General features: G+C 49.6%; 23 protein-coding genes. 17 read left to right on the forward strand and 6 right to left on the reverse strand.

Translation table 11 applies throughout. The features are described from left to right. The first annotated feature begins 253 nt into the window (after nt 1-253). The 9 genes from ACPAOP_RS11180 (at nt 254) to ACPAOP_RS11220 (ending at nt 9,012) form a co-directional block, all read left to right on the forward strand. Complete coding sequence (locus tag ACPAOP_RS11180) at nt 254-2,527, forward strand: TonB-dependent receptor plug domain-containing protein (protein WP_423708044.1); 2,274 nt, start codon at nt 254-256, stop codon at nt 2,525-2,527. 127 nt (nt 2,528-2,654) lie between these two features. Beyond that, the gene (locus tag ACPAOP_RS11185) at nt 2,655-3,509 is read left to right on the forward strand and encodes a 3',5'-nucleoside bisphosphate phosphatase (RefSeq protein WP_423708046.1); all 855 of its coding nucleotides are present in this window, start codon (nt 2,655-2,657) and stop codon (nt 3,507-3,509) included. 65 nt (nt 3,510-3,574) lie between these two features. Then, nucleotides 3,575-4,450, forward strand: a complete 876-nt coding sequence (gene htpX, locus ACPAOP_RS11190) for a protease HtpX (RefSeq protein ID WP_423679502.1) — start codon at nt 3,575-3,577, stop codon at nt 4,448-4,450. Between the two features lie 51 nt (nt 4,451-4,501). Beyond that, complete coding sequence (locus ACPAOP_RS11195) at nt 4,502-5,125, forward strand: L-threonylcarbamoyladenylate synthase (protein ID WP_423679503.1); 624 nt, start codon at nt 4,502-4,504, stop codon at nt 5,123-5,125. A gap of 57 nt (nt 5,126-5,182) precedes the next feature. After that, nucleotides 5,183-5,845 carry a site-2 protease family protein gene (locus tag ACPAOP_RS11200; protein ID WP_423679504.1) on the forward strand — a complete coding sequence of 221 codons (663 nt, stop codon included), beginning with the start codon at nt 5,183-5,185 and terminating at the stop codon, nt 5,843-5,845. Between the two features lie 19 nt (nt 5,846-5,864). Then, on the forward strand, nt 5,865-6,458 hold the full coding sequence (locus ACPAOP_RS11205) for a class I SAM-dependent methyltransferase (RefSeq protein ID WP_423708048.1): 594 nt from the start codon (nt 5,865-5,867) through the stop codon (nt 6,456-6,458). A gap of 71 nt (nt 6,459-6,529) precedes the next feature. Beyond that, complete coding sequence (gene dapA / locus ACPAOP_RS11210) at nt 6,530-7,414, forward strand: 4-hydroxy-tetrahydrodipicolinate synthase (protein WP_423679506.1); 885 nt, start codon at nt 6,530-6,532, stop codon at nt 7,412-7,414. Between the two features lie 79 nt (nt 7,415-7,493). Next, on the forward strand, nt 7,494-8,654 hold the full coding sequence (bamC, locus tag ACPAOP_RS11215; protein WP_423679507.1) for an outer membrane protein assembly factor BamC: 1,161 nt from the start codon (nt 7,494-7,496) through the stop codon (nt 8,652-8,654). A 178-nt stretch (nt 8,655-8,832) separates the two neighbouring features. Beyond that, nucleotides 8,833-9,012, forward strand: coding sequence for a hypothetical protein (locus ACPAOP_RS11220; protein ID WP_423679508.1), 180 nt, complete (start codon nt 8,833-8,835; stop codon nt 9,010-9,012). A 267-nt stretch (nt 9,013-9,279) separates the two neighbouring features. Here the strand turns inward: ACPAOP_RS11220 and ACPAOP_RS11225 are convergent, their stop codons facing one another. Beyond that, nucleotides 9,280-10,413 carry a JmjC domain-containing protein gene (locus ACPAOP_RS11225; RefSeq protein ID WP_423710008.1) on the reverse strand — a complete coding sequence of 378 codons (1,134 nt, stop codon included), beginning with the start codon at nt 10,411-10,413 and terminating at the stop codon, nt 9,280-9,282. A gap of 78 nt (nt 10,414-10,491) precedes the next feature. On the opposite strand from ACPAOP_RS11225, the gene ACPAOP_RS11230 reads away from it, so the two are divergent. After that, entirely contained in the window at nt 10,492-11,028 is a 537-nt protein-coding gene (locus ACPAOP_RS11230) for an FKBP-type peptidyl-prolyl cis-trans isomerase (RefSeq protein WP_423708050.1), read from the forward strand. Between the two features lie 61 nt (nt 11,029-11,089). Here ACPAOP_RS11230 and mutS read toward each other — a convergent pair whose 3' ends face one another. From mutS to ACPAOP_RS11245, 3 genes are all read right to left on the reverse strand, one after another. After that, entirely contained in the window at nt 11,090-13,729 is a 2,640-nt protein-coding gene (mutS, locus tag ACPAOP_RS11235) for a DNA mismatch repair protein MutS (protein WP_423708053.1), read from the reverse strand. 391 nt (nt 13,730-14,120) lie between these two features. Continuing rightward, nucleotides 14,121-15,506, reverse strand: coding sequence for a DEAD/DEAH box helicase (locus ACPAOP_RS11240; RefSeq protein WP_423708055.1), 1,386 nt, complete (start codon nt 15,504-15,506; stop codon nt 14,121-14,123). 87 nt (nt 15,507-15,593) lie between these two features. Continuing rightward, nucleotides 15,594-16,400: an inositol monophosphatase family protein gene (locus ACPAOP_RS11245; RefSeq protein ID WP_423708057.1), complete on the reverse strand. Its 807-nt coding sequence runs from the start codon at nt 16,398-16,400 to the stop codon at nt 15,594-15,596. A 154-nt stretch (nt 16,401-16,554) separates the two neighbouring features. Between ACPAOP_RS11245 and ACPAOP_RS11250 the strand changes: the two genes are divergently transcribed. The 3 genes from ACPAOP_RS11250 to ACPAOP_RS11260 all read left to right on the forward strand — a co-directional run bounded on the left by ACPAOP_RS11250 (nt 16,555) and on the right by ACPAOP_RS11260 (nt 20,138). After that, nucleotides 16,555-17,310 (forward strand): RNA methyltransferase, encoded by a 756-nt coding sequence (locus tag ACPAOP_RS11250; protein ID WP_423708058.1) that lies wholly within the window; start codon nt 16,555-16,557, stop codon nt 17,308-17,310. A 337-nt stretch (nt 17,311-17,647) separates the two neighbouring features. Next, entirely contained in the window at nt 17,648-19,408 is a 1,761-nt protein-coding gene (locus tag ACPAOP_RS11255) for a type IV pilus assembly protein FimV (RefSeq protein ID WP_423708060.1), read from the forward strand. Nucleotides 19,409-19,490: 82 nt separating this feature from the next. Next, the gene (locus ACPAOP_RS11260; protein ID WP_423679515.1) at nt 19,491-20,138 is read left to right on the forward strand and encodes a glutathione S-transferase family protein; all 648 of its coding nucleotides are present in this window, start codon (nt 19,491-19,493) and stop codon (nt 20,136-20,138) included. Nucleotides 20,139-20,209: 71 nt separating this feature from the next. Here ACPAOP_RS11260 and ACPAOP_RS11265 read toward each other — a convergent pair whose 3' ends face one another. Beyond that, complete coding sequence (locus ACPAOP_RS11265; protein WP_423679516.1) at nt 20,210-21,010, reverse strand: PP2C family protein-serine/threonine phosphatase; 801 nt, start codon at nt 21,008-21,010, stop codon at nt 20,210-20,212. Between the two features lie 82 nt (nt 21,011-21,092). Here ACPAOP_RS11265 and ACPAOP_RS11270 point away from each other — a divergent pair, with 82 nt between their 5' ends. The 4 genes from ACPAOP_RS11270 to ACPAOP_RS11285 are packed head-to-tail and all read left to right on the forward strand — an operon-like array spanning nt 21,093 to nt 24,514. Further along, on the forward strand, nt 21,093-21,293 hold the full coding sequence (locus tag ACPAOP_RS11270) for a YdcH family protein (protein ID WP_423679517.1): 201 nt from the start codon (nt 21,093-21,095) through the stop codon (nt 21,291-21,293). A gap of 44 nt (nt 21,294-21,337) precedes the next feature. Further along, complete coding sequence (locus ACPAOP_RS11275) at nt 21,338-23,362, forward strand: ATP-dependent DNA helicase (RefSeq protein WP_423710009.1); 2,025 nt, start codon at nt 21,338-21,340, stop codon at nt 23,360-23,362. Between the two features lie 44 nt (nt 23,363-23,406). Further along, entirely contained in the window at nt 23,407-23,820 is a 414-nt protein-coding gene (locus ACPAOP_RS11280; RefSeq protein WP_423679518.1) for a hypothetical protein, read from the forward strand. A gap of 58 nt (nt 23,821-23,878) precedes the next feature. Further along, nucleotides 23,879-24,514, forward strand: coding sequence for a hypothetical protein (locus ACPAOP_RS11285; RefSeq protein ID WP_423708062.1), 636 nt, complete (start codon nt 23,879-23,881; stop codon nt 24,512-24,514). A 331-nt stretch (nt 24,515-24,845) separates the two neighbouring features. Here ACPAOP_RS11285 and ACPAOP_RS11290 read toward each other — a convergent pair whose 3' ends face one another. Beyond that, nucleotides 24,846-26,918: a M13 family metallopeptidase gene (locus ACPAOP_RS11290; RefSeq protein ID WP_423679520.1), complete on the reverse strand. Its 2,073-nt coding sequence runs from the start codon at nt 26,916-26,918 to the stop codon at nt 24,846-24,848. Nucleotides 26,919-26,949: the final 31 nt, after the last annotated feature.

Below are 26,949 nucleotides of genomic sequence, written 5' to 3' on the forward strand. Positions count from 1 at the left end.
GTATGTATCGGTGGGCAGCTGAGCTGTGCGGGCAGGGAAGCGCCGGAACATCGCGCTGACGTATGGTCACGTATCGCAAAGTATCAGCCCTGCTGCCGGTGTTTCAATTCCATACAAAACTGCCCCCACGGCGGGTAGCGTGCGCGGCAGTATAAAAATACAATCATCCTGTCGGCAGAGCGCCTCTTGTTGCATTGTCTGCTGATCTTTTCATACCTGATTGCTTTACTTTATCTGCTCTTTTTTTGACATCATGCTGATACCTTTTCGTTTTTCTCCTGTTGCGATCGCAGTTGCTGCTGCATTTGTTTCTTCGGCTTATGCGCAAACCGAGCCGGTAAAGCCTGCCAGTGCTGATGACGCCGGAAAGCTGGCAGCGCCGTCAACGAAAGCACCCGCATCGCAGTCACAAAAAACTGAGGCACCGGCCAAAGAGAATGTGCAGAAAGTGACGATCAGCGGTGGGCGCTCTGATATGGATGAGCGACGTCAGTCAACTGCGGCAAAACTGATTTTTGGTCGTGAAGAACTCGACAGAAATGGCGATACCAATATCGGTGATGTCCTGAAACGTTTGCCTGGTGTGACAATCGGTGGTCGTCCCGGGCGTGGTGGCGACATCCGCATGCGCGGCATGGGCAATGGTTATACGCAAATTTTGATCAATGGCGAGCGCGCGCCGCGTGGTTTCTCCATGGATTCTCTGACGCCCGATCAGGTGGAGCGCATAGAAATTGTTCGCGGCGCGGTGGCTGAATTCAGTACGCAGGCGATCGCCGGCACGATCAACATCGTTTTGCGCGAGGAATATAAGCAGAAAACAACCGATCTGAAATTTTCTCTGGGTTCAGAGCAGGGGCGGCTGGCACCGAATCTCTCGATCACCATGCCGGGCGAAATAGGGAATCTCAGTTACGCGTTCAGCGGTTCAGTGTTTCAGAATCGTCAGCATGATGAGAGTACGACGTTTACGTCTGAAAAGGATGCAAACGGTCAAGATGCTTTAATCCAGAATCAGGCTGATCAGACGAACCGGCAAACCACCGGCATTAATCTGGCGCCGCGTTTGAACTACCGTTTTGAGAATGGCGACACGCTGATGTTGCAACCGTTTTTAATGCACTCACGCAGCGATTCTGATAGTCGCAGTGAGGTGGATCAGCTATTCCGTTCTGACACTTACCGAGGCGCAACGCCGTATGCGCTGGCAAATGCAAACGCGCATGCGGAAACGACGTTCCTGCGTGGCTTTGGCAACTGGCAGCACCGCTTCGCAAATAATGCCAAGCTCACTGTCCGTTTTGGCGGCGGATTAGGGAAGATGGATAATGCGTCCAGTCGCAAGCAGTTTGATAGCAGCGGTAAGCAGATTGATCTGATTACCGATGTCAACAATACCCGTGACAGCAGTCTCAATACCGGTGGCAAATACATGCTGCCTTATGGCGAAGGGCATACGCTGGCAGCCGGATGGGAGTTGGAATTCGGCAGACGCGAACAGACGCGGGTGTCTTTGGATAATGGTCTGCCGCAATTTGCTGAGTCTGGCGACAATCTGGATGCGCGCACCCGCCGTCTTGCTGCATTTGTTCAGGATGAATTTGATATCAATCCGCAGTTCGCTGCGTATGCAGGTTTGCGTTGGGAATGCGTCCACACATCAAGTACAACTGCCAAAGGCGTAGTGACGAATGACAGCACGGTGGTGAGCCCGATTTTGCAAGGTGTCTGGCGCATTCCGGATTCAAAAGATCAGATCCGTCTCGGCTTCAGCAGCACCTATCGCGCACCGGCATTGAATGATCTGATTGCCTTGCCCAGCATCTCTAATCTGAATACGCCGACACGCCCCGATCGTACCGGCAACCCGAATCTGAAGCCGGAATTATCGAAAGGCATCGATCTGGCTTTCGAGCATTATCTGAGCCGCGCCGGCATCATTAGTGCAAACCTCTTTGTACGGAATATTGATGATCTGATCCGCCGCACGACTGAACCAGTGGTGACGGCACAGGAAACACGCTGGGTATCGTCGCCGAAAAATATCGGGCATGCAGTGACCAAGGGGATAGAGCTGGAAGCAAAATTTCAGTTGCAGGAATTTTTCCCGGAGGCGCCATCGGTTGATATCCGCACTAATTACAGCCGTTTCTGGTCTAAGGTGGACGATATTCTGGGTTCCAATAACCGCCTTGATCAGCAGCCTGCACAAACGGCGAACTTCGGTATCGATTATCGTCTGAGTGGCTTACCGCTGACGCTGGGCGGTAATGTTAACTGGACGCCCGCGTATTACACCCAGACCACGAATGCGCAGTTAAATTACGCCGGCATCAAACGCCAGCTGGATTTATATGCGCTGTGGAAATTCAATCCGAATCTGCAGGTACGTCTGTCCGCAAATAATCTGACGGCGAACGATGCCATCAGCAGTAGTCTGGTCACGACCGGCGGCATCAATCATATCGATTATAACGACGCCAGGACCTTTAAAACCCTGACTTTGCGCGTGGAGATGAAGATTTAATTTGCCTGATTTTTATCTCGTCAGGCCGAAATGGACATGCATTTTGCGCCGCAGCAGTTTGCGTGAGCTGAGAGTACAATAAGACCGTAATTGCATCGGATACTTCTTGTTACGCTGGCTGAATATTATGTCCATTCTTACTCTCAATGCTGATTTACACAGTCACTCCACCATATCGGATGGCGTACTAACACCCACCGCTCTGGCCGAAAGAGCAAAAGCGAATGGCGTCGATGTCTGGGCGCTGACAGACCACGACGAGGTCAGCGGCGTGGCTGCAGCCCGTGCGGCGGCACATGAGCTTGATATGGGCTTTATTTCGGGCGTTGAAATTTCCATCACGTGGGCTGGCAAGACCATCCATATCGTTGGTTTGAATGTCGATGAAAATAACCCGGATTTAATAGCCGGGCTGGCGAAGACGCGTTCAGGGCGTGAGCGCCGGGCGCAGGATATGGCCGCCGATCTGGCGAGTAAAGTCGGCATTACTGGTAGCTTTGAAGGTGCGCTGAAATATGTCGGTAATCCTGATCTGATTTCCCGTTCGCATTTTGCCCGTTATCTGGTGGAGATTGGTGCGGCCGCTTCAGTTTCCGATGTCTTTAAACACTATCTGGCTGAAGGTAAACCGGGTTATGTGCCACATCGCTGGGCAACGCTGGCAGAGGCGGTCAAGTGGATACGCGGCGCGGGCGGGGCTGCAGTCGTCGCCCATCCGGGGCGTTATGATCTCAGTCCAGTTGCATTCGATAGTTTTTTCCGTGAATTTAAGGAATATGGCGGCATTGCGATAGAAACGGTGACTGGCAGTCATACCGTCGATCAGTATGATGAATACGCGAAAGTCGCGAATCAGTATGGTTTTCTGGTATCGCGCGGTTCAGATTTCCATTCTCCGGAAGATGCGGACGTCGATATCGGCAAATTACCTTTGCTGCCTAAATTTTCCAAACCCGTATGGGAAAACTGGATCAGCGCTTGAAATTAACAATATTGCCTATATCTTCCCAAAAGATTAACTTCTTTCCCCCTGGCTGGAGACTCTGTATGAAACGTATTGTCTTATTTTTGCTGACTAACCTGGCGGTCATGCTTGTGATGTCTGTCGTCCTGTCTGCATTGGGTGTCAATCGCTATCTGACAGCAAACGGCCTGAATATGGGCATGCTGATGGTGTTTTCTCTGGTGGTGGGTTTCACCGGTGCGATTTTCTCGCTGTTGATCAGTAAGCCGATGGCAAAGTGGTCAACGGGTGCCCGCGTTATTGATGCACCATCCTCTTCCACTGAGTTGTGGCTGGTGAATACCGTGAAAGCGCTGGCTGACAGAGCTGGTATCGCTATGCCTGAAGTCGCTATTTATGATGGTGAACCGAATGCATTTGCAACCGGCGCATTTAAAAACTCAGCCTTGGTTGCGGTATCGACTGGCTTGTTGGAAAGCATGACAAAAGAAGAGGTTGAGGCCGTTCTGGGTCACGAAATTGCCCACGTTGCCAATGGCGACATGGTCACGATGACCTTGATACAAGGCGTGGTGAATACCTTTGTGGTCTTTCTGGCGCGCGTGGTCGGTTACGCGATTGACAAAGCCGTGTTCCGCAACAATGACGATGACAGGCCGGGTATTGGCTACATGATTACCGTCTTTGTCTGCGAAATTATTTTCGGTATTGCTGCATCGATGATTGTCGCCTGGTTTTCGCGTCAGCGTGAGTTCCGTGCCGATGCTGGTTCAGCGCAATTGCTGGGCAACCGTCAGCCTATGATTCATGCTCTGGCGCGCCTTGGTGGTATGGAGCCGGGTGAATTGCCGAAGTCGATTGCCGCTGCGGGTATCAGTGATAAACCGGGATGGGGTGCTTTGTTTTCCTCTCATCCTCCGATGGAACAACGTATCGCTGCGTTGCAAAATCTGAAATAATGTTGCACTAATTTATATAGCGGTAGCGGTTGCTACCGCTTTCTTCTTTTTATGACTCAATTTTTCCAGATTCATCCAGAAAATCCGCAATCGCGCCTGATTAGGCAATCGGCAGACGTGGTGGAGAAAGGCGGTATTGTCGCTATCCCTACCGATTCATGTTATGCGCTAGTATGCCGCCTTGACGATAAAGATGCGGTAACGCGTTTGCGGCGCATCCGTGGTGTTGATGAAAAGCACCACCTGACCTTGTTATGCCGCGATTTATCTGAAATTGCCTTGTATGCGAAAGTCGATAATCGTCAGTACCGATTGCTGAAAGCGGCAACTCCGGGGCCGTACACAATGATATTGGAGGCGACTAAAGAAGTGCCGCGGCGCCTGAGTCACCCGTCCCGTAAAACCATAGGTTTGCGGGTGCCGGAAAACAATATCACGCAGGCCTTGCTCGAAGAACTGGGGCAACCTTTGCTGGCAACGACGCTGATTTTGCCAGACGAGGACGAGCCATTGACTGATCCTGAGCTGATCCGTGAAAAGCTGGATAAAATAGTTGACCTGGTGATTGACGGCGGGGCCTGCAGCCTGTCGCCAACCACGGTGATTGACATGACGGGCGAGATGCCTGAACTGGTCAGACAGGGCAGAGGTGATGCCAGCCTGTTTGGTTTGTAATTTTCATTCATTCGAACGCAGATGTAAGCTGAGTGACAGAATATTTAAAAGACTTCCATGAATGAATTAATACAGACGGTACTGATTTACGCTTTGCCGGTGATTTTTGCGATCACCTTGCATGAGGCCGCTCACGGCTATGCTGCCAAATATTTTGGCGATACGACAGCTTATAGTCAGGGGCGTCTGAGTCTCAATCCTATGGTGCATATTGATCCCATCGGCACCATTCTGATTCCTGTCGTTTTGTACTTTGCGACCAGCGGATCATTTTTGTTTGGCTACGCCAAACCGGTTCCGGTGAATTTTTCGCGCCTGAAAAATCCTAAGCGGGATATGGCGTGGGTGGCGCTGGCTGGTCCTGCTGCCAACTTTGCGATGGCATTTGCCTGGATGTTGTTCGGCGCGGTATTGCAAGCGGCAGATATCGATGAAGCGTATTTTAATAGTATGGCTAAAGCGGGTTTGCTGACGAATCTTGTGATGATGGCGTTTAACCTGTTTCCTGTTCCGCCGTTGGATGGCGGCCGTATTCTGGTCAGTTTATTGCCATATAAACTGGCCTATAAATTTGCCCAGATTGAACCCTATGGTTTTTTTATCGTGATGGGGCTGGTTGTGTTGCACGTGCTGCAATTCTGGATGGTGCCGGTGATGGTGTTGACAAGCAGTTTCTTGTCGCTATTACTGACGCCGTTTTCTTTCCTGTTGGGTTTGTGAGTTGATCGAAGCCCTGTTTATGTCGAATTCCATGCTCGCAGAGCCATCACACTGGGTCAAAAGATTTGCATCGCTGAGTCCTGCAGGTGAGGTGCTTGATCTGGCTTGCGGCGGCGGCAGAAATTCCCGGTTTTTACTGGCAGAGGGTTTTACCGTTACCTGCCTCGATAGGGACGACAGCTCTTTTGCTGATCTGGCGTCTCGCGGCGCTAAAACTATTTTGCATGATCTGGAGCCTGATCCAGAAGAGTGCAACTGGCCATTTCCTTCTGCGTGTTTTGCGGCAATCGTGGTTTGTAATTATCTGCATCGTCCATTATTTCCGCACCTGCTTGACAGTTTGCAGCAAGGAGGTTTGCTGATCTATGAAACTTTTGCGACGGGCAATGAGCAGTTTGGTAAGCCATCCAGCCCGCGTTTTCTTTTGCAGCCCGGTGAATTGCTGCGGCAGATACATACTGCCCCGAAATCGCTTATGCATGTGATCGGCTATGAAGAGGGTTTTATTGTTGAACCAAAACCCGCGATTGTGCAGCGTATTTGCGCCAGAAAAGCAGCTGGCTCTGCGCCTGAAGATAAGCTGCCGGTCTGGTTGAATGAGGATCAAATCTAATTCCATCTATTTGCGCCCCGATTGCTGGTCTATCCGCTACAATCAGGGTTTTACTTTTTTCTCGCACTAACATGACAAAGATACAGGGTAGTCTGGTCGCGATTGTGACCCCTATGCATGAGGATGGCAGTCTCGATTTGCCATGCCTGCGCAAATTGATTGACTGGCATATCGCTGAAGGCACCGACGGTATCGTGATCGTCGGTACGACTGGCGAGTCTCCGACGGTTTCAGTTGAGGAACATTGTGAGCTGATCCGTGTCGCGGTTGAGCACACGAATAAGCGTATCCCTATCATTGCCGGTTCCGGTGCGAATTCCACTGCGGAAGCGATAGAGCTGACACGCTTTGCCAAAGACATCGGTGCTGATGCTTCGTTGCAGGTCGTACCTTATTACAATCGTCCGACACAAGAAGGCATGTATCAGCATTTCAAAAAAATTGCTGAGTCAGTTGATATTCCTGTGATTCTGTATAACGTGCCTGGTCGTACGGTTGCAGATATGTCGAACGATACTATTTTGCGACTGGCTCAGGTTCCAGGTATCGTTGGTGTTAAAGATGCAACCGGTAATATCGGGCGCGGAACGGATCTGATTCGTCTCGCACCTTCAGATTTTGCGGTGTATTCCGGTGATGATCCGACGGCAATGGCCTTAATGTTCTGTGGTGGTAAAGGTAATATCTCTGTGACTGCCAACGTCGCACCGAAAGCGATGAGTGAGTTGTGTGCTGCTGCAATGCGGGGCGACATTCAGGAGGCGATTGCAATTAATAACCGTATGTTGCCATTGCATAATAAGTTGTTTGTTGAGCCTAATCCTTTGCCTGTAAAGTGGGCGATGGTTGAAATGGGATTGATTCCTGCCGGCATCCGCTTGCCTTTGGTGCCTATGGCTGCGCAATACCATGACGTAGTTCGTGCAGCTTTGCGCGAGTCAGGTGTATTACAATAAACACCATTTTGAGCGGGTCACTGATTGACCCGCTTGCTCCACGTAGTTTTGATTGACGATAATGAGTAGGGACTTTCACATGGCAAAAAGCTTTGTTGCTAAAAATGGGATCATAGGCGCAGTAGCGTTGGTTGGATTGACTGGTTGCAGCTCTATTAGCAATATGATTGAGCCGAACAAGATTGATTACAAAAGTGCGGGTAAAGTCACCACTGCATCCTTGGAAGTCCCCCCTGATCTGACTCAGATCCGTCGTGATAACCGTTTTGCCATTCCTGATGCGAATAAGAGTAGTGCAACTGCGTCTGGTTACAATCTTGAAAGAGGTATCAAGACATCTTCTGTTGCAGCAGCAATAGCCCCGACTCAGATCAAAGGAATGCGGATTGTCCGCGATGGATCGCAGCGCTGGCTGGTCGTCGGACAGACACCTGAAGTGTTATGGCCGCAAATCAAGGATTTCTGGCAGGAATCCGGATTTTTGATTAATGTTGAAAATCAGGAAGCCGGAGTGATGGAAACTGACTGGGCAGAAAATCGCGCCAAAATTCCTCAGGATATTATTCGCAGTACCCTGGGTAAAGTAATTGACTCCTTGTATTCGACTGGTGAGCGCGATAAATTCCGCACGCGTCTTGAACGTGGAGCGAATGGTGAGGTTGAGATTTATATCAGTCATCGCGGCGCGCAGGAAGTGTTGACCGGGGCGCAAAAAGACAGCACTACCTGGACAGCGCGTCCTGTCGATCCGGATCTTGAGGCCGAGTTTTTATCTCGTCTGATGGTGCGCCTGGGTTCGGACGCTGATGTCGCCAAGGCGGCTGTTAATGCACCCGCTGCGAATGTTAAGCCCCGCTCTCAACTGTTGAAGAGCGGAGATTCAAGCTATGTTGAGGTGGATGAGGGATTTGATCGTTCCTGGCGTCGAGTTGGTTTGGCGCTTGATCGTGTCGGCTTTACCGTTGAAGATCGTGATCGCTCTCAGGGACTGTATTTTGTCCGTTATATTGATCAGGATATTGATGCAAAAACGAAGGGGGCCAGCGAGGGTTTCTTCTCGAAATTATTCTCTTTTGGTTCCAGCGATAAAACGAACGATGCGAAGAGATACCGTATCCTGGTTAAAAATGCCTCTAACGGTGCGGTCAGTCATATTACTGTCCATAACAACGAAGGCAAGGTGGATTCCTCTCCGGTCGCAGCAAAGATATTGCAATTGCTGAATGATCAGTTGAAATAATTCAGTTCTTTATTTAAGAAAAAAGCATAGGAACTCCTATGCTTTTTTTGTTTTTGCGCCCGGTAAATTTTTCTGAGCAAAAAAAAACCGACCCGAAGGCCGGCTTTATAAGTAATTAAAAATTACTTAGATGCTGGAGCTGCTGTAGCGGAAGCTGCTGGAGCTGCTGCTGCGTCAGATGCTGCTGCTGGAGCTGGAGCTGCTGCTGGAGCTTCTACTGCTGGTGCAGATGCTGGAGCTGCTGCTTCAGTTGCTGCTGGAGCTGGAGCTGCTTCTTCTTTTTTGCCACAAGCAGACAAAGCGATTGCTAACAGGGATACGAGCAAGAGTGATTTTTTCATGTTTTACTTTCAAATAAGTAGATCAAAAATAAGATCAAAATTTTGCGATGAATAATTACCGGTAATTATCGCTCTATAGGCTTACCCGAAGATTCCGAAATACTAACCGTTATCTTCGAAAGTTTCCTAACCCGTGATTATAATGATTTTTCCGGCAATGGAATAGGTGTTGCCACCTAATTCCAGTTAATTTCCTAAATATTTGCAATAAAGAACTAAATACCTCGGTGTTTTTTGATGAAATTTTCATTTCTCTGACTTCGGTCAACGTTCAAAATCAGAAATTATCGTAATTCTAACCAGCCGTCTTCATACCACAAACAAAATGCCTCCATCACGTCTGCTGAAGCCACAGACAAGTCTTCACCTTCAAGAAAACGCTGGTTTGCAAGCTTGTTTAAAAGTATTTTGTCGTCTTTGCCAACGGCAAATGACTCACCATTAATAAAGACGTGTTTGCCTTTGTATAGTATCGATGATTTTAACGATAATTTAATTCCCTTTTTTTGTGCTGCTTGCTCAAAGCGCTTGGGAGATAATGGTTTTTCTGGGGATGTGAAAAATACCGAGGGCTTGGGTTCAGATAAATATTCACCCAGAAAAATAGTGATATCGTCAGGCGTAAACTGGATTTTAGCGATCTGATCTGTCACTTTTTTCAGGAGGTCGCTGTTGATTTCAGCAGGTTTTGTTGTCGCTTTCAGTTCAGGGTCACTGTAGCGACCTGGCAAGTCTATCGATTCAGACATAAAGTGCAGGAATGCTTCACCCAGTTCCTGGAATGCAGGTGCTCTGAAACCTACTGAATATGTCATGCACTCTCCGATCGCAATGCCATCGTGCGCATATTGTGGAGGCAAATACAGCATATCGCCTGGTTCAAGAACAAACTCCTCTTCCGGTTTAAAGTTGCGCAGAATTTTCAGTGGCATTCCTTCAATGAGGGACAGGTCTTGCTGAGCGCCGATTTTCCAGCGTCGCTGACCATGTGCCTGCAATAAGAAAACATCGTAAGAATCATAGTGCGGGCCGACGCCGCCGCCATCTGCGGCATAACTGATCATCAGATCGTCCAGACGCGCATCTGGTATAAAGCGGAATTGCCGTAACAGTTCATCGGCTTGTTGATTGTGCAGATTGACGCCCTGAACTAACAGAGTCCAGTCTTTCTTTTCTTTTACCGGAACCTGTTTTATCGGACCGGATTTCATTTCCCAGTGTTTTTTAAAAAAGGTGATTAATCTTGACTCTGTATCTTCTCGGGATGCGAGTTCAAATAATTCATCCGGGGTCAGCAATGGTTTAAAACCGGGTATCGCCTGACGGATAAGTAGTGGCTTTTTATGCCAGTATTCACACAGGAATTGTTCCGGGCTGATGTTGCCCAACAGGGCGAGGGGAGAGGTGATTTTTTTCATTCCGGCATTATAGGCTTGCCTGCGGCGCTGTTCCAGACGGGTATAATCGCACATGAATATATTTTTTAAGGATATCGTATGAAGATTGTCAAAAATTCAGTTGTTACCGCGCGCTACACATTAAAGGATGCGCAAGACAATCTGATCGAGGAAGGTCAGGAGCCTATGGTTTACCTGCACGGCGGTTACGATAATATTTTTCCAAAAATTGAAGAAGCTTTAGAAGGTAAGGAAGCTGGGTTCAGTACCGTGATCCAGTTAAATCCAGAAGATGCTTTTGGTGACTATGATGCGGCACTGATCAAAGTGGAGCCGCGAAACCGCTTTCCGTCCCCTTTGGAGGTTGGCATGCAGTTTGAAGGTATGCCTGAAGAAAGCGGAGAAGAGGATGCGCTTATTTTCACCGTGACAGACATTGCTGAAGATAAGGTCGTGCTGGATGGTAATCATCCGCTTGCCGGGATAGCCTTGCGTTTTTCGCTGACTGTTGAGTCTGTACGCGAAGCTTCGGATGAAGAGATTGCTCATGGCCACGTGCATGGTGCTCATGGTCATCATCATGATGACGACGATGATGGCATGGGTGATGAGTACCGTACGCATCATCTGCACTGAACGTTAAATTGCGCCGCTACAGATTTTCTTGGCCCCTAAAAACCGCACCTGAGTGCGGTTTTTATTTTGTTTGTCTGATCAGCGATTTGAGCTCGTAGAGTGCATCGAGAGCTTCTCTGGGTGTCATGCTGTCGGGGTCTATGGATGCAATAGTGTCCTGTAATTCTTGAAGTGCAGGCGGAATGACTGCAATCTCAGGTTCCGCTTCGGCCGGCGCTGCGGATGAGGAAAATAAATCAAATTGTGCTGTCGATTGTACGGAGTGCGCTTCCAGCTCGGCCAGATGTTTGCGGGCAGATCGGATGACGCTCTGAGGAATTCCCGCTAACTGAGCGACTTGTAAGCCATAGCTTTGTGATGCAGGCCCCGGCTGTACCGCATGCAGAAAGACGATGTTTTCCTTATGCTCAACTGCGGATAAGTGAACATTTTCAGCACTTGGGTGAAGCTCCGGCAATTGCGTTAACTCGAAATAATGTGTCGCAAACAAAGTGTAGCTTTTCGATACCTGGATTAAATGTTTCGAGATTGCCCAGGCAAGCGCCAGTCCGTCGAATGTGGAAGTGCCACGCCCGACTTCATCCATCAGTACCAGCGAATTTTCTGTTGCACCGTTCAGAATTGCGGCAGACTCTGTCATTTCCACCATGAACGTCGAGCGTCCGCCAGCCAGATCGTCAGCGGCACCTATGCGGGTAAAAATACGGTCAATTGGTCCGATGACTGCAGAGCTGGCCGGCACATAACTACCAACGTAAGCAAGTAAGGTGATCAGCGCAACTTGTCGCATGAAAGTGGATTTACCACCCATATTCGGACCGGTAATCAGCAATAATTTACGCTGTTCAGACAGATCGCAGTCATTGGCAATAAACCGTTCTATCTGATTTTCCACAACAGGATGACGGCCTTGCTTAATCTGCAGAATCGGTTCGCTGACGAGTTGAGGTGAGCACCAGTTGTTTTTACTGGCGTGTCCGGCGAGACTTACCAGCACGTCGAGCTGGGCAATTGAGTGTGCGATTGCCTGCAGAGAACCGATATATGGCAGCAGATCCTGCAACAATTTTTCATACAGCATTTTTTCGCGTACCAAAGCACGTTCCTGCGCTGACAATGCTTTGTCTTCAAATGCTTTGAGTTCCGGCGTGATGTAACGCTCGGCATTTTTCAGGGTCTGGCGACGGCGATAATTGTCCGGTACTTTGTCACTCTGACCATTCGTCACTTCAATATAAAAGCCATGTACGCGATTGTATTCGACGCGCAGATTAGCGATGCCAGTGCGTTCTCGTTCTGTGGCCTCCAGTTGCACGAGGAACTGACCTGCATTTTCAGATAAAGCTCGCAATTCATCTAATTCGGTGTCAAAGCCATTCGCGATGACACCACCATCCCTGACCATAGTGGACGGTAAAGGCATCAGTCCACGTTCCAATAAATCAAGACAATCTGCAGGCGTTGCTAAATCTGACAATATCTTTGTCAATAAACTGGTCTGATTATTGGCAATGCACATGCTGACGTAATTGCGCAGGTTAGGCAGATGTTGCAGGCCATCCCTGAGTGCGGATAAATCGCGCGGACGTGCCGACTGCAGCGCAATCCGTGTGGTGATCCGTTCTATATCCGGTATCGCATTCAGGGTTGTGGCCAGCCCATCGGTAGAATCCGCCAGAATCAGAGCTTTGATCGAACTATGCCGACTTGCTGCAATGGTCTGATCGCGTTTGGCATGGTGCAACCAATGTCTGAGCAAACGCGAGCCCATTGCTGTACGACAGTGATCAAGCAGTGAAAACAGGGTTGGCGATTCCTGACCGCGCAGTGTTTCGGTCAGTTCCAGATTGCGCCGGGTTGCGGTATCCAGACCGATAAATTCATGCTCGCTTTCGACACTGAGGCTATTGACGTGTTTCAAACCACGACCCTGTGTATTTTCGGCATAACGTAATAATGCTCCCGATGCTCCCAGGGATGCGCTCAGATTCTCTGCACCGAAACCTGTCAGCGTCGTTGTTCCCATCTGATCTTGTAACGCCTTTTGCCCCTGCTTGAGATCAAAATGCCAGTCAGGGACTTCAGAGAACTTGCCTGGCAGTTGCGCATAGTGTTCATCGAGCAGAAGGGTGCCGGCAGATAATAAAATTTCAGCTGGAGAAATGCGTTCTAATTCTTGTTGCAGGCGCTGAAACAGTGATTTTTCATCAGTTGAAAATTCCATGAGTTTCAGTGAGCCACTCGCTAAGGATAACCATGCGAGTCCGGCGGTAACGGTTTTCCGGTGTTGCAACAGGCAGAGCGAAAGCAGCGGGCGATCCGACTTCTCAGGCAGTAAATCAGTATCAGTCAGCGTACCTGGTGTGATGATACGCATGACCTTGCGCTCAACCGGCCCTTTGCTGGTGGCGGGGTCACCAATTTGTTCGCAAATTGCCGCAGATTCTCCCATTTTCACCAGCTTGGCGAGATAGGGTTCTAATGAATGAAACGGCACGCCAGCCATTTTGATGGGGCTGCCTCCTGAGCTGCCACGCTGGGTCAGCGTGATGCCTAGCAGGCGTGAGACTTTTTCTGCATCGTCAAAAAAAAGTTCATAAAAATCTCCCATGCGATAGAACACCAGCGTGTCTGGATGATCTGCTTTGATACGCAGATATTGCTGCATCATGGGAGTATGTTGTGTTTCTTTTGCGGTCATATTGCTTATTGTTATTCGATGTATTTTTTTTGCTGTTACCCGTCCTGGGTGTAGGGTATATAAGGTCAGATTTGTTGCGCACCTTATCACAGACGATGCTGGTGGTCTACGCTTGCTTCCAGATCTGCCTGATCCGATTTGGTAAACGGGAAAGTTCCCGTATGCGGCTAGTGTCTTTGTCGGAATTGTGAGCATACCTATCAGGACAGCTAGTTTGTGACTGGTAAAAAGCACTGCAATCAGAGACAGAAAGAGAGCAGGTACTGACATCACCGACTCAGCAGATGCATGAGCAGTATTTGATCAAAGTGAGAGTGAAATGGTGACGAAGAACGCAGGGAAATCAGTTGTATCTTCCTGTGTCCTTCGTTGTGTGAAATGAGTTAAATAATTAACTCTTGCCGCGTCCGCCAGAGCGGTGAGCGCATGATTGCTTTACCGCCGGACGATTTCCCTGCGGGCGGGGCTTGCCTGCGCCATCGCGGGCAGGCGCAGCTCCAGATGTTTTGCCAGGTGTGCGGGCTTGTCCCGGCTTGTTGCCAGCCTGCGAACGTGATCCTCGGTTGGGGTGACCGTGACCGCGTCCCTCAAAGCTACGCAATTGTATGGGTTGTGCTTTGGCGTTCGGATCGGGAATAAATCCATCAATTATTTCCTGTGGAATTTTGCGTTTGATGAATTTCTCAATGTCAGCCAGCAATTTGAATTCATCCACGCACACCAGTGACACTGCTTCACCGCTGGCGCCAGCGCGGCCGGTACGTCCGATACGGTGAACATAATCTTCAGGCACATTCGGCAGATCATAGTTGACGACGTGCGGCAACTGGTCGATATCAATGCCGCGCGCAGCAATATCGGTGGCAACTAATACAGGCAGGCTGCCATCTTTGAATTCGGATAAGGCTTTGGTGCGCGCAGACTGGCTCTTATTGCCGTGGATTGCCATTGCAGCGATACCGTCTTTCGCCAGTTGCTCCACCAGTTTATTGGCGCCGTGTTTGGTGCGGGTAAACACCAGCACCTGAGACCACGCATGTGTCTTGATGAGGTGTGCTAGCAGCGGATGTTTTTTATCCCTGTCAACCGGATGCACTTTTTGCGCGATCACTTCGACCGTTGAATTACGACGGGCAACTTCTATCATGGCCGGATTGTTCAGTAGCCGGTCGGCGAGCGCCTTGATATCATCGGAAAAAGTTGCCGAGAACAGCAAGTTCTGACGTTTGGGTGGCAGGATGGCCAGCACTTTTTTGATGTCGTGAATGAAGCCCATATCCAGCATACGATCAGCTTCATCCAGCACAAGAATCTCGATGTGACGCAGATCGATCGTTCCCTGCTGATGATGATCCAGAAGACGACCCGGCGTCGCAACCAGAATATCGATGCCATGCTTTAATACTTTGATTTGCGGATTGATACCCACGCCACCGAAAATTACCGCCGATGTCAGCGGCAAAAATTTTCCGTACAGCTCCACACTTTCCTGTACCTGGGCTGCCAGCTCCCGCGTTGGTGTCAGCACCAGTGCGCGGATGGGGCGACGACCAGTTTTATCCTTAGGCGCATTGGCTGAGGTCGATAGACGCTGCAAAATCGGCAGCGTAAAACCAGCTGTTTTACCAGTGCCGGTCTGCGCACCAGCCAGCAGATCCCCGCCTTGAATGACCGCTGGAATTGCTTGTTGTTGAATAGGCGTAGGAGATGTGTAACCTTGTTCGCTGACAGCGCGAAGAATGTCCTCGGATAAACCGAGTTCGTTGAATGAGGGCATGTGTTTCTGTAGATTTTCTTTAAAACCCGGACTGGTTATTACCAGTCCGGCGAAGACGGTGCCCCGGGATCCGGAGCATAAGAGATATTATTTTGTTGCCGATGCTGCAAATGGCTGCAATAAATTAACCATCTGTCCGAAAACTTTAGGTGTGCCGGCAAGTACATCACCTTTATACAGATAATCTGATTCGCCAGAGAAGGTGCCGACAATACCACCTGCCTCAGTAATCAGCAAAGAGCCGGCAGCAACGTCCCACGGAGCCAGTCCTTTTTCAAAGAAGCCATCAAGGCGACCCATCGCAACATAGGCAAGATCCAGTGCAGCAGAACCCGGTCTTCTCAGTCCCTGACATTTACCTGTCATCACTTTGAACATCTCCATGTACTGATCGAGGCCAGACAAATCACGTGAAGGGAAACCTGTGCCGATCAGCGCGTCGGCGATCTTGTCGCAGCGGGTGACGCGAATACGTTTTTCGTTGAGAAACGCCCCCGCACCTTTGCTGGCGGTGAATAATTCGTTACGGGTAGGATCGTAGACAACCGCTTGCGTAATAACGCCGCGATGTTGCAGGGCAATTGAAACACAGTATTGTGGAAAACCGTGGATGAAATTCGTCGTTCCATCGAGAGGATCAATGATCCAGACATAATCATTTTCGTCGTGCAAATTAGCGGAAGCTCCCGACTCTTCGGCGAGAATCGCATGATCAGGGTAGGCTGTCTTCAGCACTTCAATGATGGCGGCTTCAGCGGCCTGGTCAACTTCTGTGACAAAATCGTTGAAATGTTTTTCAGTGACGCTGACGCGGTCGAGGTCAAATGAAGCGCGGTTAATTAATGTCGCGCCGCGACGAGCGGCTTTAATCGCCGTATTGAGCATTGGGTGCATATAGTTTCCGATAAAATGACGGCAAACGGTATCTCCCTCTCTTGATGGGAGAAACTGGTTTGCTACACAAAAATGATAAAGAGCGTGCGCTATTGTCTTTGCCCGGCGAAAGCACGTAACCAAAAATAATTAACGCTGAATGGTGCTATTTTAAATGAACTTGACCCAAACCGACACATCTCTTTTTCAACGTCTGCGTTTTGTACTGGTAGAGACCAGCCATCCCGGTAATGTCGGTGCTGCGGCAAGAGCGATGAAAACCATGGGGTTTACGAAATTGCTACTGGTGCGGCCGCGATATCCTGATGTGTTGACCCATCCTGAGGCAATCGCTTTTGCCAGCGGGGCGCAAGATATTCTTGAATCTGCCCGCATCGTTGATACTGTTGAGGAAGCACTCGCCGGTTGTGATCTCGTTGCGGCAGTGAGCGCCCGTTTGCGCGAATTTTCACCACCTGTTATCACTCCCCGAGAGTTGGCGGAAAGTATTGCTCACCGGCAGGGGGGGGACGTCGCTTTTATATTTGGCAGCGAGCGTTATGGTTTGCCAAACGAGGTTGTCATGAATTGTCAGGCATTAATCAATATTCCTGCGAATCCGGCATACTCGTCTTTAAATCTGGCGCAGGCAATACAACTGCTGGCATACGAGGCCAGGATGGCGATGCAACTGACGTCTGCTGAACCGCAAGTCGGATTCCATGGGCAGGCGGCAACTAATGAGGCGGTCGAAGGCATGTATTCGCATCTTGAGCAGGCATTGATTGCGATTGATTTTATTGATCCGGCACATCCGAAAAAGCTGATGCCGCGTCTGAAGCGTCTGTTTTCACGTACCCGTCTGGAGTTGGAGGAAGTAAATATTTTGCGCGGAATCGCCAAGAAAATTCTGGATCACCGGCAAAAATAAACCTCAATCGAACCGGATGCCGGCGTTTATATTATTTGTTATTCGATTTGTTGCCTGAATTGATAAATATCATCAAATTACTTGCCGGAAAGCCAGATTGTTTTCTGTTTAGTATTTCCAGTTGTAACAAGTTTTGTTATAACGACAGTAATATTGCGATTAGAGCATATCGTCAGAATGCTGTTTCATTTTCATTGAGGAAATTATTATTTTTGCTCCCTTTCCAAGGTCGTCCTTACACTTGATATGTGCCAGCGTGATCGCGGCCGGTTCGGCTGGGTCGGCTTATGCACTTGGTGTTGGTGGCTTGCGAGTTCAGTCGGGTTTAGGGCAACCTTTGAAAGCGCAATTAGAAGTCACTGGTGCCGATGCGCGGGATGCCGATCTCCACTGTTTTAAAGCTCGTGTAGAAACAACTGATGGTGACTTACTGTCAGTAGTCAGTCTGGGCATGTCGGCTCAGGGCGACTCACGGATACTGACTCTGTCTACCCGCAAAAATTTGCAGGAACCTGCATTGAAGGTGGTGCTGAACGTCGGTTGTGAGATTCAGTTACACCGTGATTATCTGATATTGCTCGATCCTCCGGAATTTAAGGCTTTTGGTAAAAATCTGAGTTTGCCAGTCGTGAATCAGAATGACAGCCCGGCACCGGCATCGCAAGGCGCGATGGTTAAAGAACCAATACGGAGCAAAAAAGAACCGCAGCGCCCATCGCCGGTGGCAAATACCAAGGCGGAAACAAAAAAGAGCAATGTCGCTGCTGCGCAAAAAGTTCATGCTGCACGCGCATCCGGCTCAGGCCGGGATGCGTTGAAGTTATCTGATGAGGCGGATGTGCAGCTCATTCCGGCCGGGTTGAAAATGGCGGATACCTTGTCTGCCACAACACCGGAACAGCAAGCAGAAAATAGGCCGGATATCGCGGAGTTACGCCTGGCACAGGCACAGTTTGCGGCGATGTTGCGTGGAGAAAACCCGCCAGTCTCAGCTGATAAAAATAAGGCTGATCAACAGAAAATACAAAGCCTTCAGCAGGAGGCGATTCAGTTAAAACGCAAGATCCAGCAGGATAAAGCGGCTTTTGATGAATTAAAAGACACGGCTGTTGCGAAACCCTGGCTGTATGTTCTGGGCGCGTTGATCATTGCCGGTCTGGCGATGATAGGTCTGCTTTTCGTCCACATTCAACGCTTGCACAAACGTTATGCATCAACCTGGTGGGAACAGGAAGAGCCTAAGCAGCCAGTGCCTGAACATAAGAGAAATATTGAAGAGCTGGTCAATGACGTACAGGCAACCTACGGGCCGACGACGACCAATGGCATTAACAGTTCGATCTTATTGAAAACACCGTCCGGACCCGCGTCCGCTGCGACATCTGTGAGAGCGCAGCCAGCAGAAACAGCATTGGATACAGGCGCTGTGTCGGCTACCGTCCGCGCGTTTACTCCATCGCTTGAAGACACCAACAGCAGTACCTTTAATTTCTTCTCGTCTCGTGCCAATTCTTTGAAAGTAGAAGAAATTTCAGATGTGACGCAAGAGGCAGAGTTCTGGATGTCGGTGAACGACCCTGAACGTGCGATTGAAATTCTGGAGCCGCAGGCAGAGCAGGAACGCCCCGATTCTCCAGTGCCCTGGCTGTATCTGCTTGATCTTTACCGGGTGACAAAAAACAAAGAAAAATACGACGCATTGCGGGATCGCTTTATTGTTTTCTTCAATGCGAATGTCCCTGAGTTTGAAGTGGATCCTTTGACTTTGCCAACCCGTCATCTGGATGATTTTGAGCATCTGATGAATAAGATATGTGCACTCTGGAATACGAAAGACATCTTGCCTTTCCTCGAGAGTCTGCTGGTTGATGATCGCGACGGTAAACGCATGGGATTTGAGTTACCGGTGTACCGTGATATTTTGCTGCTGATATCCGTCGCCAACGAGTTAGACAGGATGAGGCCTGCAGACAAAGATACTTCTGGCTGGCAAAAAGTGCCTAATGTGGTACTGCATGCCGATAGCGGGAAAGCGGAGCCGGATACAGATACCAACGTGATTAATTTTGAGACTATCGATTTCAAAACTAATCCATAATGTCAGTGGCGCTGTTGTCGCTGATAATCTTTATAAACCTTGATTAACTGTTATTCAGTTGTATCAATCATGAGGCCAGACAATGATTAAACTCTGTGGATTTGCTGTCAGTAATTATTACAACAAGGTGAAACTGGCTCTGCTCGAGAAAGATATTCCGTTTGAAGAAGTTCTCGTATGGACAGACAGAGCGCCTGATCTGCTGCGTAAATCTCCGCTGGGTAAAGTTCCTTATATTGAAACTGAACAGGGGACACTGTGCGAGTCGCAGGTCATTCTGGATTATTTAGAACAAGCGTATCCGCAAAAACCATTATTACCCGCAGATCCGTTTGCAGCAGCAAAAGTGCGGGAACTGATCGTATTTATGGAGTTGCATCTGGAGTTACTCGCACGTGAATTGTATCCGCAGGCTTTTTTTGGCGGACAGGTGTCGGAAGAAGTCAGGAACCGTGTGGAAAAGCAGCTGGCACGCCATATTTCTGCTTTTTCTCAACTGGCAAAATTTGATTCTTTTATCGCCGGCGATACTTTTACCATGGCCGATTGCGTCGCAATATGCCATCTGCCATTGGTCTCCATGGCGACGAAAATAATTTATGGACGTGATTTCCTCGCGGATTTGCCGGTCAAGGATTATCTGGCAAGAATCAGCGCCAGACCGCACATGCAGACCGTGAACGCCGACCGTAAAGCGAATCAGGCTTTGTTTGCGAGTAAGAAGAAATAGTCAGTAATCAAGCGGGGCAATAAAAAAAAGGAAGCCAATCTGGCTTCCTTTTTGATTTCAGCTCTTTAATCTCAGATTGCTCTGCGCATTTTTTGTACGGTGTAGGTTTTAACTTCTGCCGGCGGCACGACTAATTTCACAATCGCGAATGTACAGTTGTCTCCACGTGGTGCGCCACGGTCCCGGGCTTTTCTGATCAGTAATTCAGAGGCTTGTCTTGGTGAATTTGCGGCAACAGCCGCAGAAAGCTCTGCATCGTCGAAATAATGCCAGAGTCCATCAGAACATAACAAAAAGCTGTCGTTGGCTTTTAAGCCTTCGTACTGACCAAAAGTGATATACGGCGGAGTCGTGGTGGAACCCAGCACATTCGTCAGTATGTTCGACAGCTTATGGGTTTTCGCTTCTTCTGGAAGAATCTTTCCTTCTTCAACCAGTTGTTCTACATAAGAATGATCACGCGTTTTTTCGGCAAAATTCGGACCGCTGAAACGGTAAAGACGTGAGTCGCCGGCATGTGCCCAGATCGCTTGTTGCTGCGGTGTGATGACCATTGCAACGAAAGTGCTGTGTGGTTCTTTTTCAGATGAGACGGCAGACAGTTTAATAACGGTGTGCGCTTCGTTGAGTATGTTTTCGAGCAGGACACGAACATCATTACCCGGATAGAAATCATCAAATAATTGTTTAGCCGTACGGACTACCTGTTCTGCTGCAAGCGCACCGCCACTTTTCCCGCCCATGCCATCGGCGACCACAGCCATCATATAGCCTGGTGCATTGGCAGCGGCAAATAAGCCGACACGGTCTTGTTGTTCCTGGCGGTCACCGATATGTTGTCCGGTACCAGCTTCGATCTTATATTGGCTCATACGTCTCGGTAGATTACACTAACGGAAATCAGCTCGTGCTGATTTCCAAGAATTCATCCTATTTTACTTTAAGCTGAAGGCTATGAGCCATCCTGAACAAGTGCGGCAACGAATAATTGAGTTAGAACTAGAACATCGCGATCTCGATATGGTGATTAACACCTTGTCCACAGACCCCGCACATGACGAGCTGCAGTTGCGTCGCCTCAAAAAACGTAAATTACAGCTCAAAGACCATATTACTCTGCTTAAAATGCAAATGATGCCGGATGTGCCTGCCTGAGTTTTTTTGCCAATAATATTTCTGTTTTAGCTTCTGATTGCCTCATTTTGATTGAAAATACCCTTCCCAGTACGATAAATCCCGGCGTATCGCACGATGCCGAAGTAGAGCAGATTTTTGGTCCGACAGGGCCGCTCAGTACCAGCATCGCGGGCTACCGGCCTCGTCAGGCACAGACAGAAATGGCAAAGGCAGTTGCAGCGGCGATCGCCGGGCAGAGTACTTTGCTGGCAGAGGCGGGCACTGGTACAGGGAAAACCTATGCGTATCTAACGCCGGCTTTGCTGTGGGGTGGGAAAGTAATTGTTTCAACTGGTACAAAAAACTTACAAGATCAGTTGTTTTTACGTGACATTCCTATGATCAAAAAGGTCTTGCGGGCACCGGTTTCGGTCGCTTTGCTCAAAGGCCGGGCCAACTATCTGTGCCATTATCATCTGGAACGAACCTTGCAAAACGGGCGCCTGAGTTCGCGCGAAGATGTCGGCTACCTGCGCGACATCGCACGTTTCATTAAGACCACCAGTAGCGGTGATAAATCTGAACTGTCGCGTGTCCCTGAAAATGCCAGCGTATGGAGTCTGGTGACATCGACTAAAGATACCTGCATGGGATCAGAGTGTCAGTACTACCAGGATTGCTTCGTCATGAAAGCACGTAAGGAAGCGCAGCAGGCAGATGTGGTGGTAGTCAATCATCATTTGTTTTTCGCCGACGTCGCACTGAAAGACACCGGCATTGCTGAATTGCTGCCGTCGGCCAATACCGTGATTTTCGATGAAGCCCATCAGTTACCGGAAACCGCGACGCTGTTTTTTGGTGAAACCGTTTCTACGTCGCAGGTACTGGAGCTTTGCCGCGACGTTCTTGCTGAAGGCTTGTCACATGCCCGTGACGGTGCTGAATGGGCCAAGCTGGTGGCACCTGTTGAACGCGCGGCCCGCGATTTACGTCTCGCATTTCCGCAGGATATTGTGCGTCTTTCTATCGATCAGATCGCGCCATCGAGTCCGTTTTTTGAAACCCTGGATACGCTCAAAGCCACGATGAGCGACATGATCGCTGTACTGGAAAAACAGGCCGAACGCGCCGAAACGATAGAACAATGCCGCACCCGCGCGATCCTGCTGCAGGATCAGATCGATAACTGGAATGCTGAGCCGAAAGACAAGGAAAAAGCGGGTGACTACGTTTTATGGGTCGAAGCTTTTTCTGTCTCATTACAACTGCATCGCACTCCGCTGTCGATTGCGCCGATATTCAATAAGCAGCGTGAAGGTGTTCCGCGTGCCTGGATATTTACTTCCGCGACGATGGCGGTGAAAAATGATTTCAGCCATTTTGTCTCGCAAATGGGATTGTGGAATGAACCCGCACATACCTGGCCGAGCCCGTTTAATTATCAGGAACAGGGTTACTTGTATGTGCCGAACGGCATGCCTGAGCCAAATTCACGGGACTATGCAGAAGCGGTGGTCGAAGCGGCATTGCCGGTGATTGCTGCGGCAGGTGGTCGCACGTTTTTGTTATGCACCACGCTCAAAGCGGTGAAATTCAGTGCGGAACGCCTGAAAGAAGAATTTGAAAAACGCGGTTTGAATTTTCCCTTGTTTGTGCAGGGCGACGCTGGGCGAACCGAGTTACTCGATCGTTTCCGGGCTGCCGGGAATGGTGTGCTGATCGGCAGTCAGAGTTTCTGGGAAGGTGTGGACGTACGCGGTGAAGCGCTGTCATTGGTGATTATCGATAAATTGCCATTTTCCCCGCCGGATGATCCTGTACTGGCTGCCCGTATCACAGCGATGGAAAAGAAGGGGCTGAACGGTTTTGTGCATCACCAGTTACCTGAGGCGATTATTAATCTGAAGCAAGGGGCAGGGCGCCTGATACGCGATGAAACCGATCGCGGTGTGCTGATGATCTGCGACCCGCGACTGATTTCCAAACCTTATGGTCGACGCATCTGGCAAAGTCTGCCTTCGTTTGCGCGGACCCGTGCAGAGGCCGATGTGGTCAGCTTTTTTGAGAAACTGCACGTTGCCAGAACATCCACCGTAACACAGGGATAAAGCATTTCACCCGATATCATCGAACGAATTGAAAAGGATACGTCATGTTTCTGACTCTTTTGCTGGTCACTTTTGCAGTAGCCGTTGCCGTTGCTTTGCTCGTTTCCCGTATGTTCACGCAGCCGATAGACATGATACTGAAGCGTATCATCGCCGACGCAATCAGCGCTGCGTGGCTGAAATACATGAAATTTGCGATTCTGGTGGTCGGCATTTCTTCAGGCGTGCGAATTTACGAGCTCGAAAAATACATCGTGCCAGCGAGATTTGATAAGGAAAACAAACTGCTGGAACTGACTTCAGAACGCTGGATACTCGAAATTTACCGCACCATTATCGCCACCTTGCAGGGCATTGCGTGGATGCTGCTGTTATTCTTCGTTTGTGCGCTGATTGCATATGTGGTTGTCCGTGTCGCTGAAATGCGTCGACGCCAGGCCGACGGTGAGTCAACATAAATCTGCCATGTGAACACATGGCGCGTGACGTAAATAAAACAGGAATGAATAAGACGTAATGAAGGCGATAGTCGGGGCGGAAATCCGGGATCAGGACAGGTTTGCCGCATGGCTGCCAGTATTGCAGGCGTGGGCTGCGTGTCACGTTGAATTTGCGCAGCAAGTCGATGATGCGGCCTACTGGTACACCGAGCGCAGCAATGTCGGCATACTGGCGCAGGCAGCCTGGCGTTCAGGGCGAGTGGCGCTGGAAGAATATCAGGCCAGAAAATCCCGCCAGCACGGTCATGCAACCAAAGAGTGGCTGGGGCGCTGTGATTTGTGGATTTCAGATGCGCAGGGCGGCGAGCTGATCGAGGCGAAACAGGAATATCTGGCGCTGCGTTCACGGCAGGCTGTTTTTCTGGCGAATAAAGTTCTGGCGTCAGCAGTCAAAGATGCCAGTCATACTCTTAATGGCATAGACTCAGCGGCCTGCGGCGTCGCATTTTTACCGGTCTATTTGCGGGCAAGCTGTGCGCCGACAGCTGAGCGACTTGAGGCGGATATTTTTGCCCTGATCGCCGCTTTGCGCACATCGGAGGCAGGCATGATGGCGTGGAGCTTTCCAGCCGAAACCCGCGAATACCTTGGTGCCGATGGGCGCAATCTGATTCCGGGAATTATCTTGCTGGGTGCTGCTGCGCCAGCCTGAATCAATCAGGCGTCAAGCTGAAACCACCCTGAATATTCCGGAAAAAATGGATTTTCAGGGGAGTATCTGCGTTTTTAGCCTTCATGTCCTTATAAATAAAGGGCTTTAAAATATACTCCCCCAGTATTATTTTTCTCATATTTAGTCTTTATCGAGCCGCTGGCGTGTGTCACGTAGACGTTGGACAATTCAGACACTTCGCACGCTATGTCTGCTGACAGGCAAATTCAGTACTTCAGACAAAAAAAGCCGGGCATATTTTTATACCCGGCTTTTCATATTGAACTGTCGCTGCCGCTGTTATACGGCAGTGTGACAATCAGCTGACTGATTACCAGATCGACACGCGTTCTGCTGGCGGCAGATACATCTTGTCGCCTTCTTTGACGCCGAACGATTGATAGAACGGGGTCATATTACGCAGTGAACCATTGGCGCGGAATTCGCCAGGGGAGTGCGGATCGGTCTTGATACGGATGATCGCTTCCTGTTCGCGCAATTTGCCGCGCCAGACCTGACCAAAACCCATGAAGAAACGCTGGTTACCGGTTAAGCCGTTAATGACTGGCGCAGGTTTGCCGCCAAGCGATAACTGATAAGCTTTGTAGGCAATTGCCAGACCGGAATTGTCGGCAATATTTTCACCCAGCGTCAGTTCGCCATTGACGTTGTAGCCGGGAACCGGGCTGAATGCATTGTACTGTTTGACCAGTGCGGCTGTTTTCGCAGCGAACTTGACGTGATCTTCTTTTGTCCACCAGTCACGCAGATTACCCGCGCCGTCATATTGTGCACCCTGATCGTCGAAGCCGTGGCTGATTTCATGTCCGATAACGGTACCGATACCACCGTAGTTCACGGCATCGTCCGCTTTCGGATTGAAGAACGGTGGTTGCAGGATCGCAGCCGGGAAGACGATTTCATTCATCTCCGGGTTGTAATACGCATTCACGGTTTGCGGTGTCATGCCCCATTCGTCGCGGTCAATCGGTTTGCCGAGTTTATTGAGTTCGGTTTGTGCAGCGAAACTACGGATAGCACGCAGATTGCCGACCGCATCGCCTTTGGTGATGTGTAGCGCGGAGTAATCTTTCCACTTATTCGGATAGCCGATTTTAGGCATGAACGTTGCCAGTTTTGCCTGTGCTTCTTTCTTCGTTTCCGGGCTCATCCAGTCCAGCGTATCGATACTTTCCTTGTACGCTAACAACAGATTCGCGACCAGTTTTTCCATTTTCGCTTTGCTTTCAGCAGGGAAGTACTTGGCGACATACAGTTTGCCTAAGCTTTCACCCATGCCGGAATCGACCAGGCGAACACCGCGTTTCCAGCGGATTTCCTGTTCAGGAACACCGCGCAGTGTTTTTGAAAAAAACGCGAAATTCTCGTCGCTGTATTGCTTAGGCAACTGGCTGGCGACCGAGCTCAGCAAATGCCATTTGAAGTACGCCTTGATCGTGTCGAGCGATGTTTCCTGCAATACCTTGTTCATGCCAACCAGATAGCTGGGCTGGCTGACGATGACATAATCAATTTTGCCGGTGACGCCGAGTTCTTTCAGATAGGCATTCCAGTCGTAGCCTGCAGTGAGTTCATTGATTTTGCTGATCTCGACTTTATTGTAAGCCTTGATCGGATCGCGCAAATCGACTTTGGTCCATTGTACTTTCGCGAGTTCTGTTTCAAATGCGAGAATCGCCGCCGCATTTTTTGCTGCTTCTTTGTCGCCCGACATCGTCAGCATGGTTTCGATATGCTTCAGATATTTGCTGCGAGTATCTTTCAGCTTGGCGTCGTCGTCTTTCAGGTAGTAGTCACGGTCAGGTAAGGCCAGACCGGATTGAGCGATGTCGAGCACGTATTTGGTCGAATCTTTATTGTCCTGATGCACCTGAATATCGTAAGGCGCGGTGACGCTGATGCGATTGAGCCACGCCATCAGGACAGGAATTTGCTTTTTATCGGTCAGCGCATCGATTTTGGCAAAATCCGCCTGCAATGGCTTCAGACCAGCAGCTTCTATGCTTTTCGTATCCATGAAGCTGGCGTACAGATCGCTGATTTTCTGCGCATCTGATCCGCTGGCATTCTTGGCTTTTGCCAGCCCATCGATGATAGCGTGCAGACGTGGCACAACTGCTTCGCGCAAATCCATGAAAGCACCGGCAGAAGAACGGTCTGACGGGATCTGGGCATTTTTGAGCCAGGTGCCATTGACGTGACGGTAAAAGTCTTCTTGTGGTTTGACGGATTTGTCGTTGTACTGAACGTCAATACCCGATTGCAGTGGCGCGGCTTTGGCAGGTTCTGCCGCAGATGCACTGGCAGCCCCAGCGATCAGTAATGCAATGGCGCTCACAATCTGCGCTTTGAATGTTGGTGTTTTAATTGCTTGAGTTTTCACTTTTGGTGATCTCCTGTCGGTGGGTGGAACT

The sequence above is a fragment of the Undibacterium sp. WLX3042 genome, assembly GCF_049544825.1.
Lineage (GTDB): Bacteria > Pseudomonadota > Gammaproteobacteria > Burkholderiales > Burkholderiaceae_D > Undibacterium.

Excerpts from the sequence above, each read along its gene's own strand:
- ACPAOP_RS11180 (WP_423708044.1), top strand. The coding sequence starts at position 254 with ATGCTGATACCTTTTCGTTTTTCTCCTGTTGCGATCGCAGTTGCTGCT.
- ACPAOP_RS11185 (WP_423708046.1), top strand. The coding sequence starts at position 2,655 with ATGTCCATTCTTACTCTCAATGCTGATTTACACAGTCACTCCACCATA.
- htpX (WP_423679502.1), top strand. The coding sequence starts at position 3,575 with ATGAAACGTATTGTCTTATTTTTGCTGACTAACCTGGCGGTCATGCTT.
- ACPAOP_RS11195 (WP_423679503.1), top strand. The coding sequence starts at position 4,502 with ATGACTCAATTTTTCCAGATTCATCCAGAAAATCCGCAATCGCGCCTG.
- ACPAOP_RS11200 (WP_423679504.1), top strand. The coding sequence starts at position 5,183 with ATGAATGAATTAATACAGACGGTACTGATTTACGCTTTGCCGGTGATT.
- ACPAOP_RS11205 (WP_423708048.1), top strand. The coding sequence starts at position 5,865 with ATGTCGAATTCCATGCTCGCAGAGCCATCACACTGGGTCAAAAGATTT.
- dapA (WP_423679506.1), top strand. The coding sequence starts at position 6,530 with ATGACAAAGATACAGGGTAGTCTGGTCGCGATTGTGACCCCTATGCAT.
- bamC (WP_423679507.1), top strand. The coding sequence starts at position 7,494 with ATGGCAAAAAGCTTTGTTGCTAAAAATGGGATCATAGGCGCAGTAGCG.
- ACPAOP_RS11220 (WP_423679508.1), top strand. The coding sequence starts at position 8,833 with ATGCTGCTGCTGGAGCTGGAGCTGCTGCTGGAGCTTCTACTGCTGGTG.
- ACPAOP_RS11225 (WP_423710008.1), bottom strand. The coding sequence starts at position 10,413 with ATGAAAAAAATCACCTCTCCCCTCGCCCTGTTGGGCAACATCAGCCCG.
- ACPAOP_RS11230 (WP_423708050.1), top strand. The coding sequence starts at position 10,492 with ATGAAGATTGTCAAAAATTCAGTTGTTACCGCGCGCTACACATTAAAG.
- mutS (WP_423708053.1), bottom strand. The coding sequence starts at position 13,729 with ATGACCGCAAAAGAAACACAACATACTCCCATGATGCAGCAATATCTG.
- ACPAOP_RS11240 (WP_423708055.1), bottom strand. The coding sequence starts at position 15,506 with ATGCCCTCATTCAACGAACTCGGTTTATCCGAGGACATTCTTCGCGCT.
- ACPAOP_RS11245 (WP_423708057.1), bottom strand. The coding sequence starts at position 16,400 with ATGCACCCAATGCTCAATACGGCGATTAAAGCCGCTCGTCGCGGCGCG.
- ACPAOP_RS11250 (WP_423708058.1), top strand. The coding sequence starts at position 16,555 with ATGAACTTGACCCAAACCGACACATCTCTTTTTCAACGTCTGCGTTTT.
- ACPAOP_RS11260 (WP_423679515.1), top strand. The coding sequence starts at position 19,491 with ATGATTAAACTCTGTGGATTTGCTGTCAGTAATTATTACAACAAGGTG.
- ACPAOP_RS11265 (WP_423679516.1), bottom strand. The coding sequence starts at position 21,010 with ATGAGCCAATATAAGATCGAAGCTGGTACCGGACAACATATCGGTGAC.
- ACPAOP_RS11270 (WP_423679517.1), top strand. The coding sequence starts at position 21,093 with ATGAGCCATCCTGAACAAGTGCGGCAACGAATAATTGAGTTAGAACTA.
- ACPAOP_RS11280 (WP_423679518.1), top strand. The coding sequence starts at position 23,407 with ATGTTTCTGACTCTTTTGCTGGTCACTTTTGCAGTAGCCGTTGCCGTT.
- ACPAOP_RS11285 (WP_423708062.1), top strand. The coding sequence starts at position 23,879 with ATGAAGGCGATAGTCGGGGCGGAAATCCGGGATCAGGACAGGTTTGCC.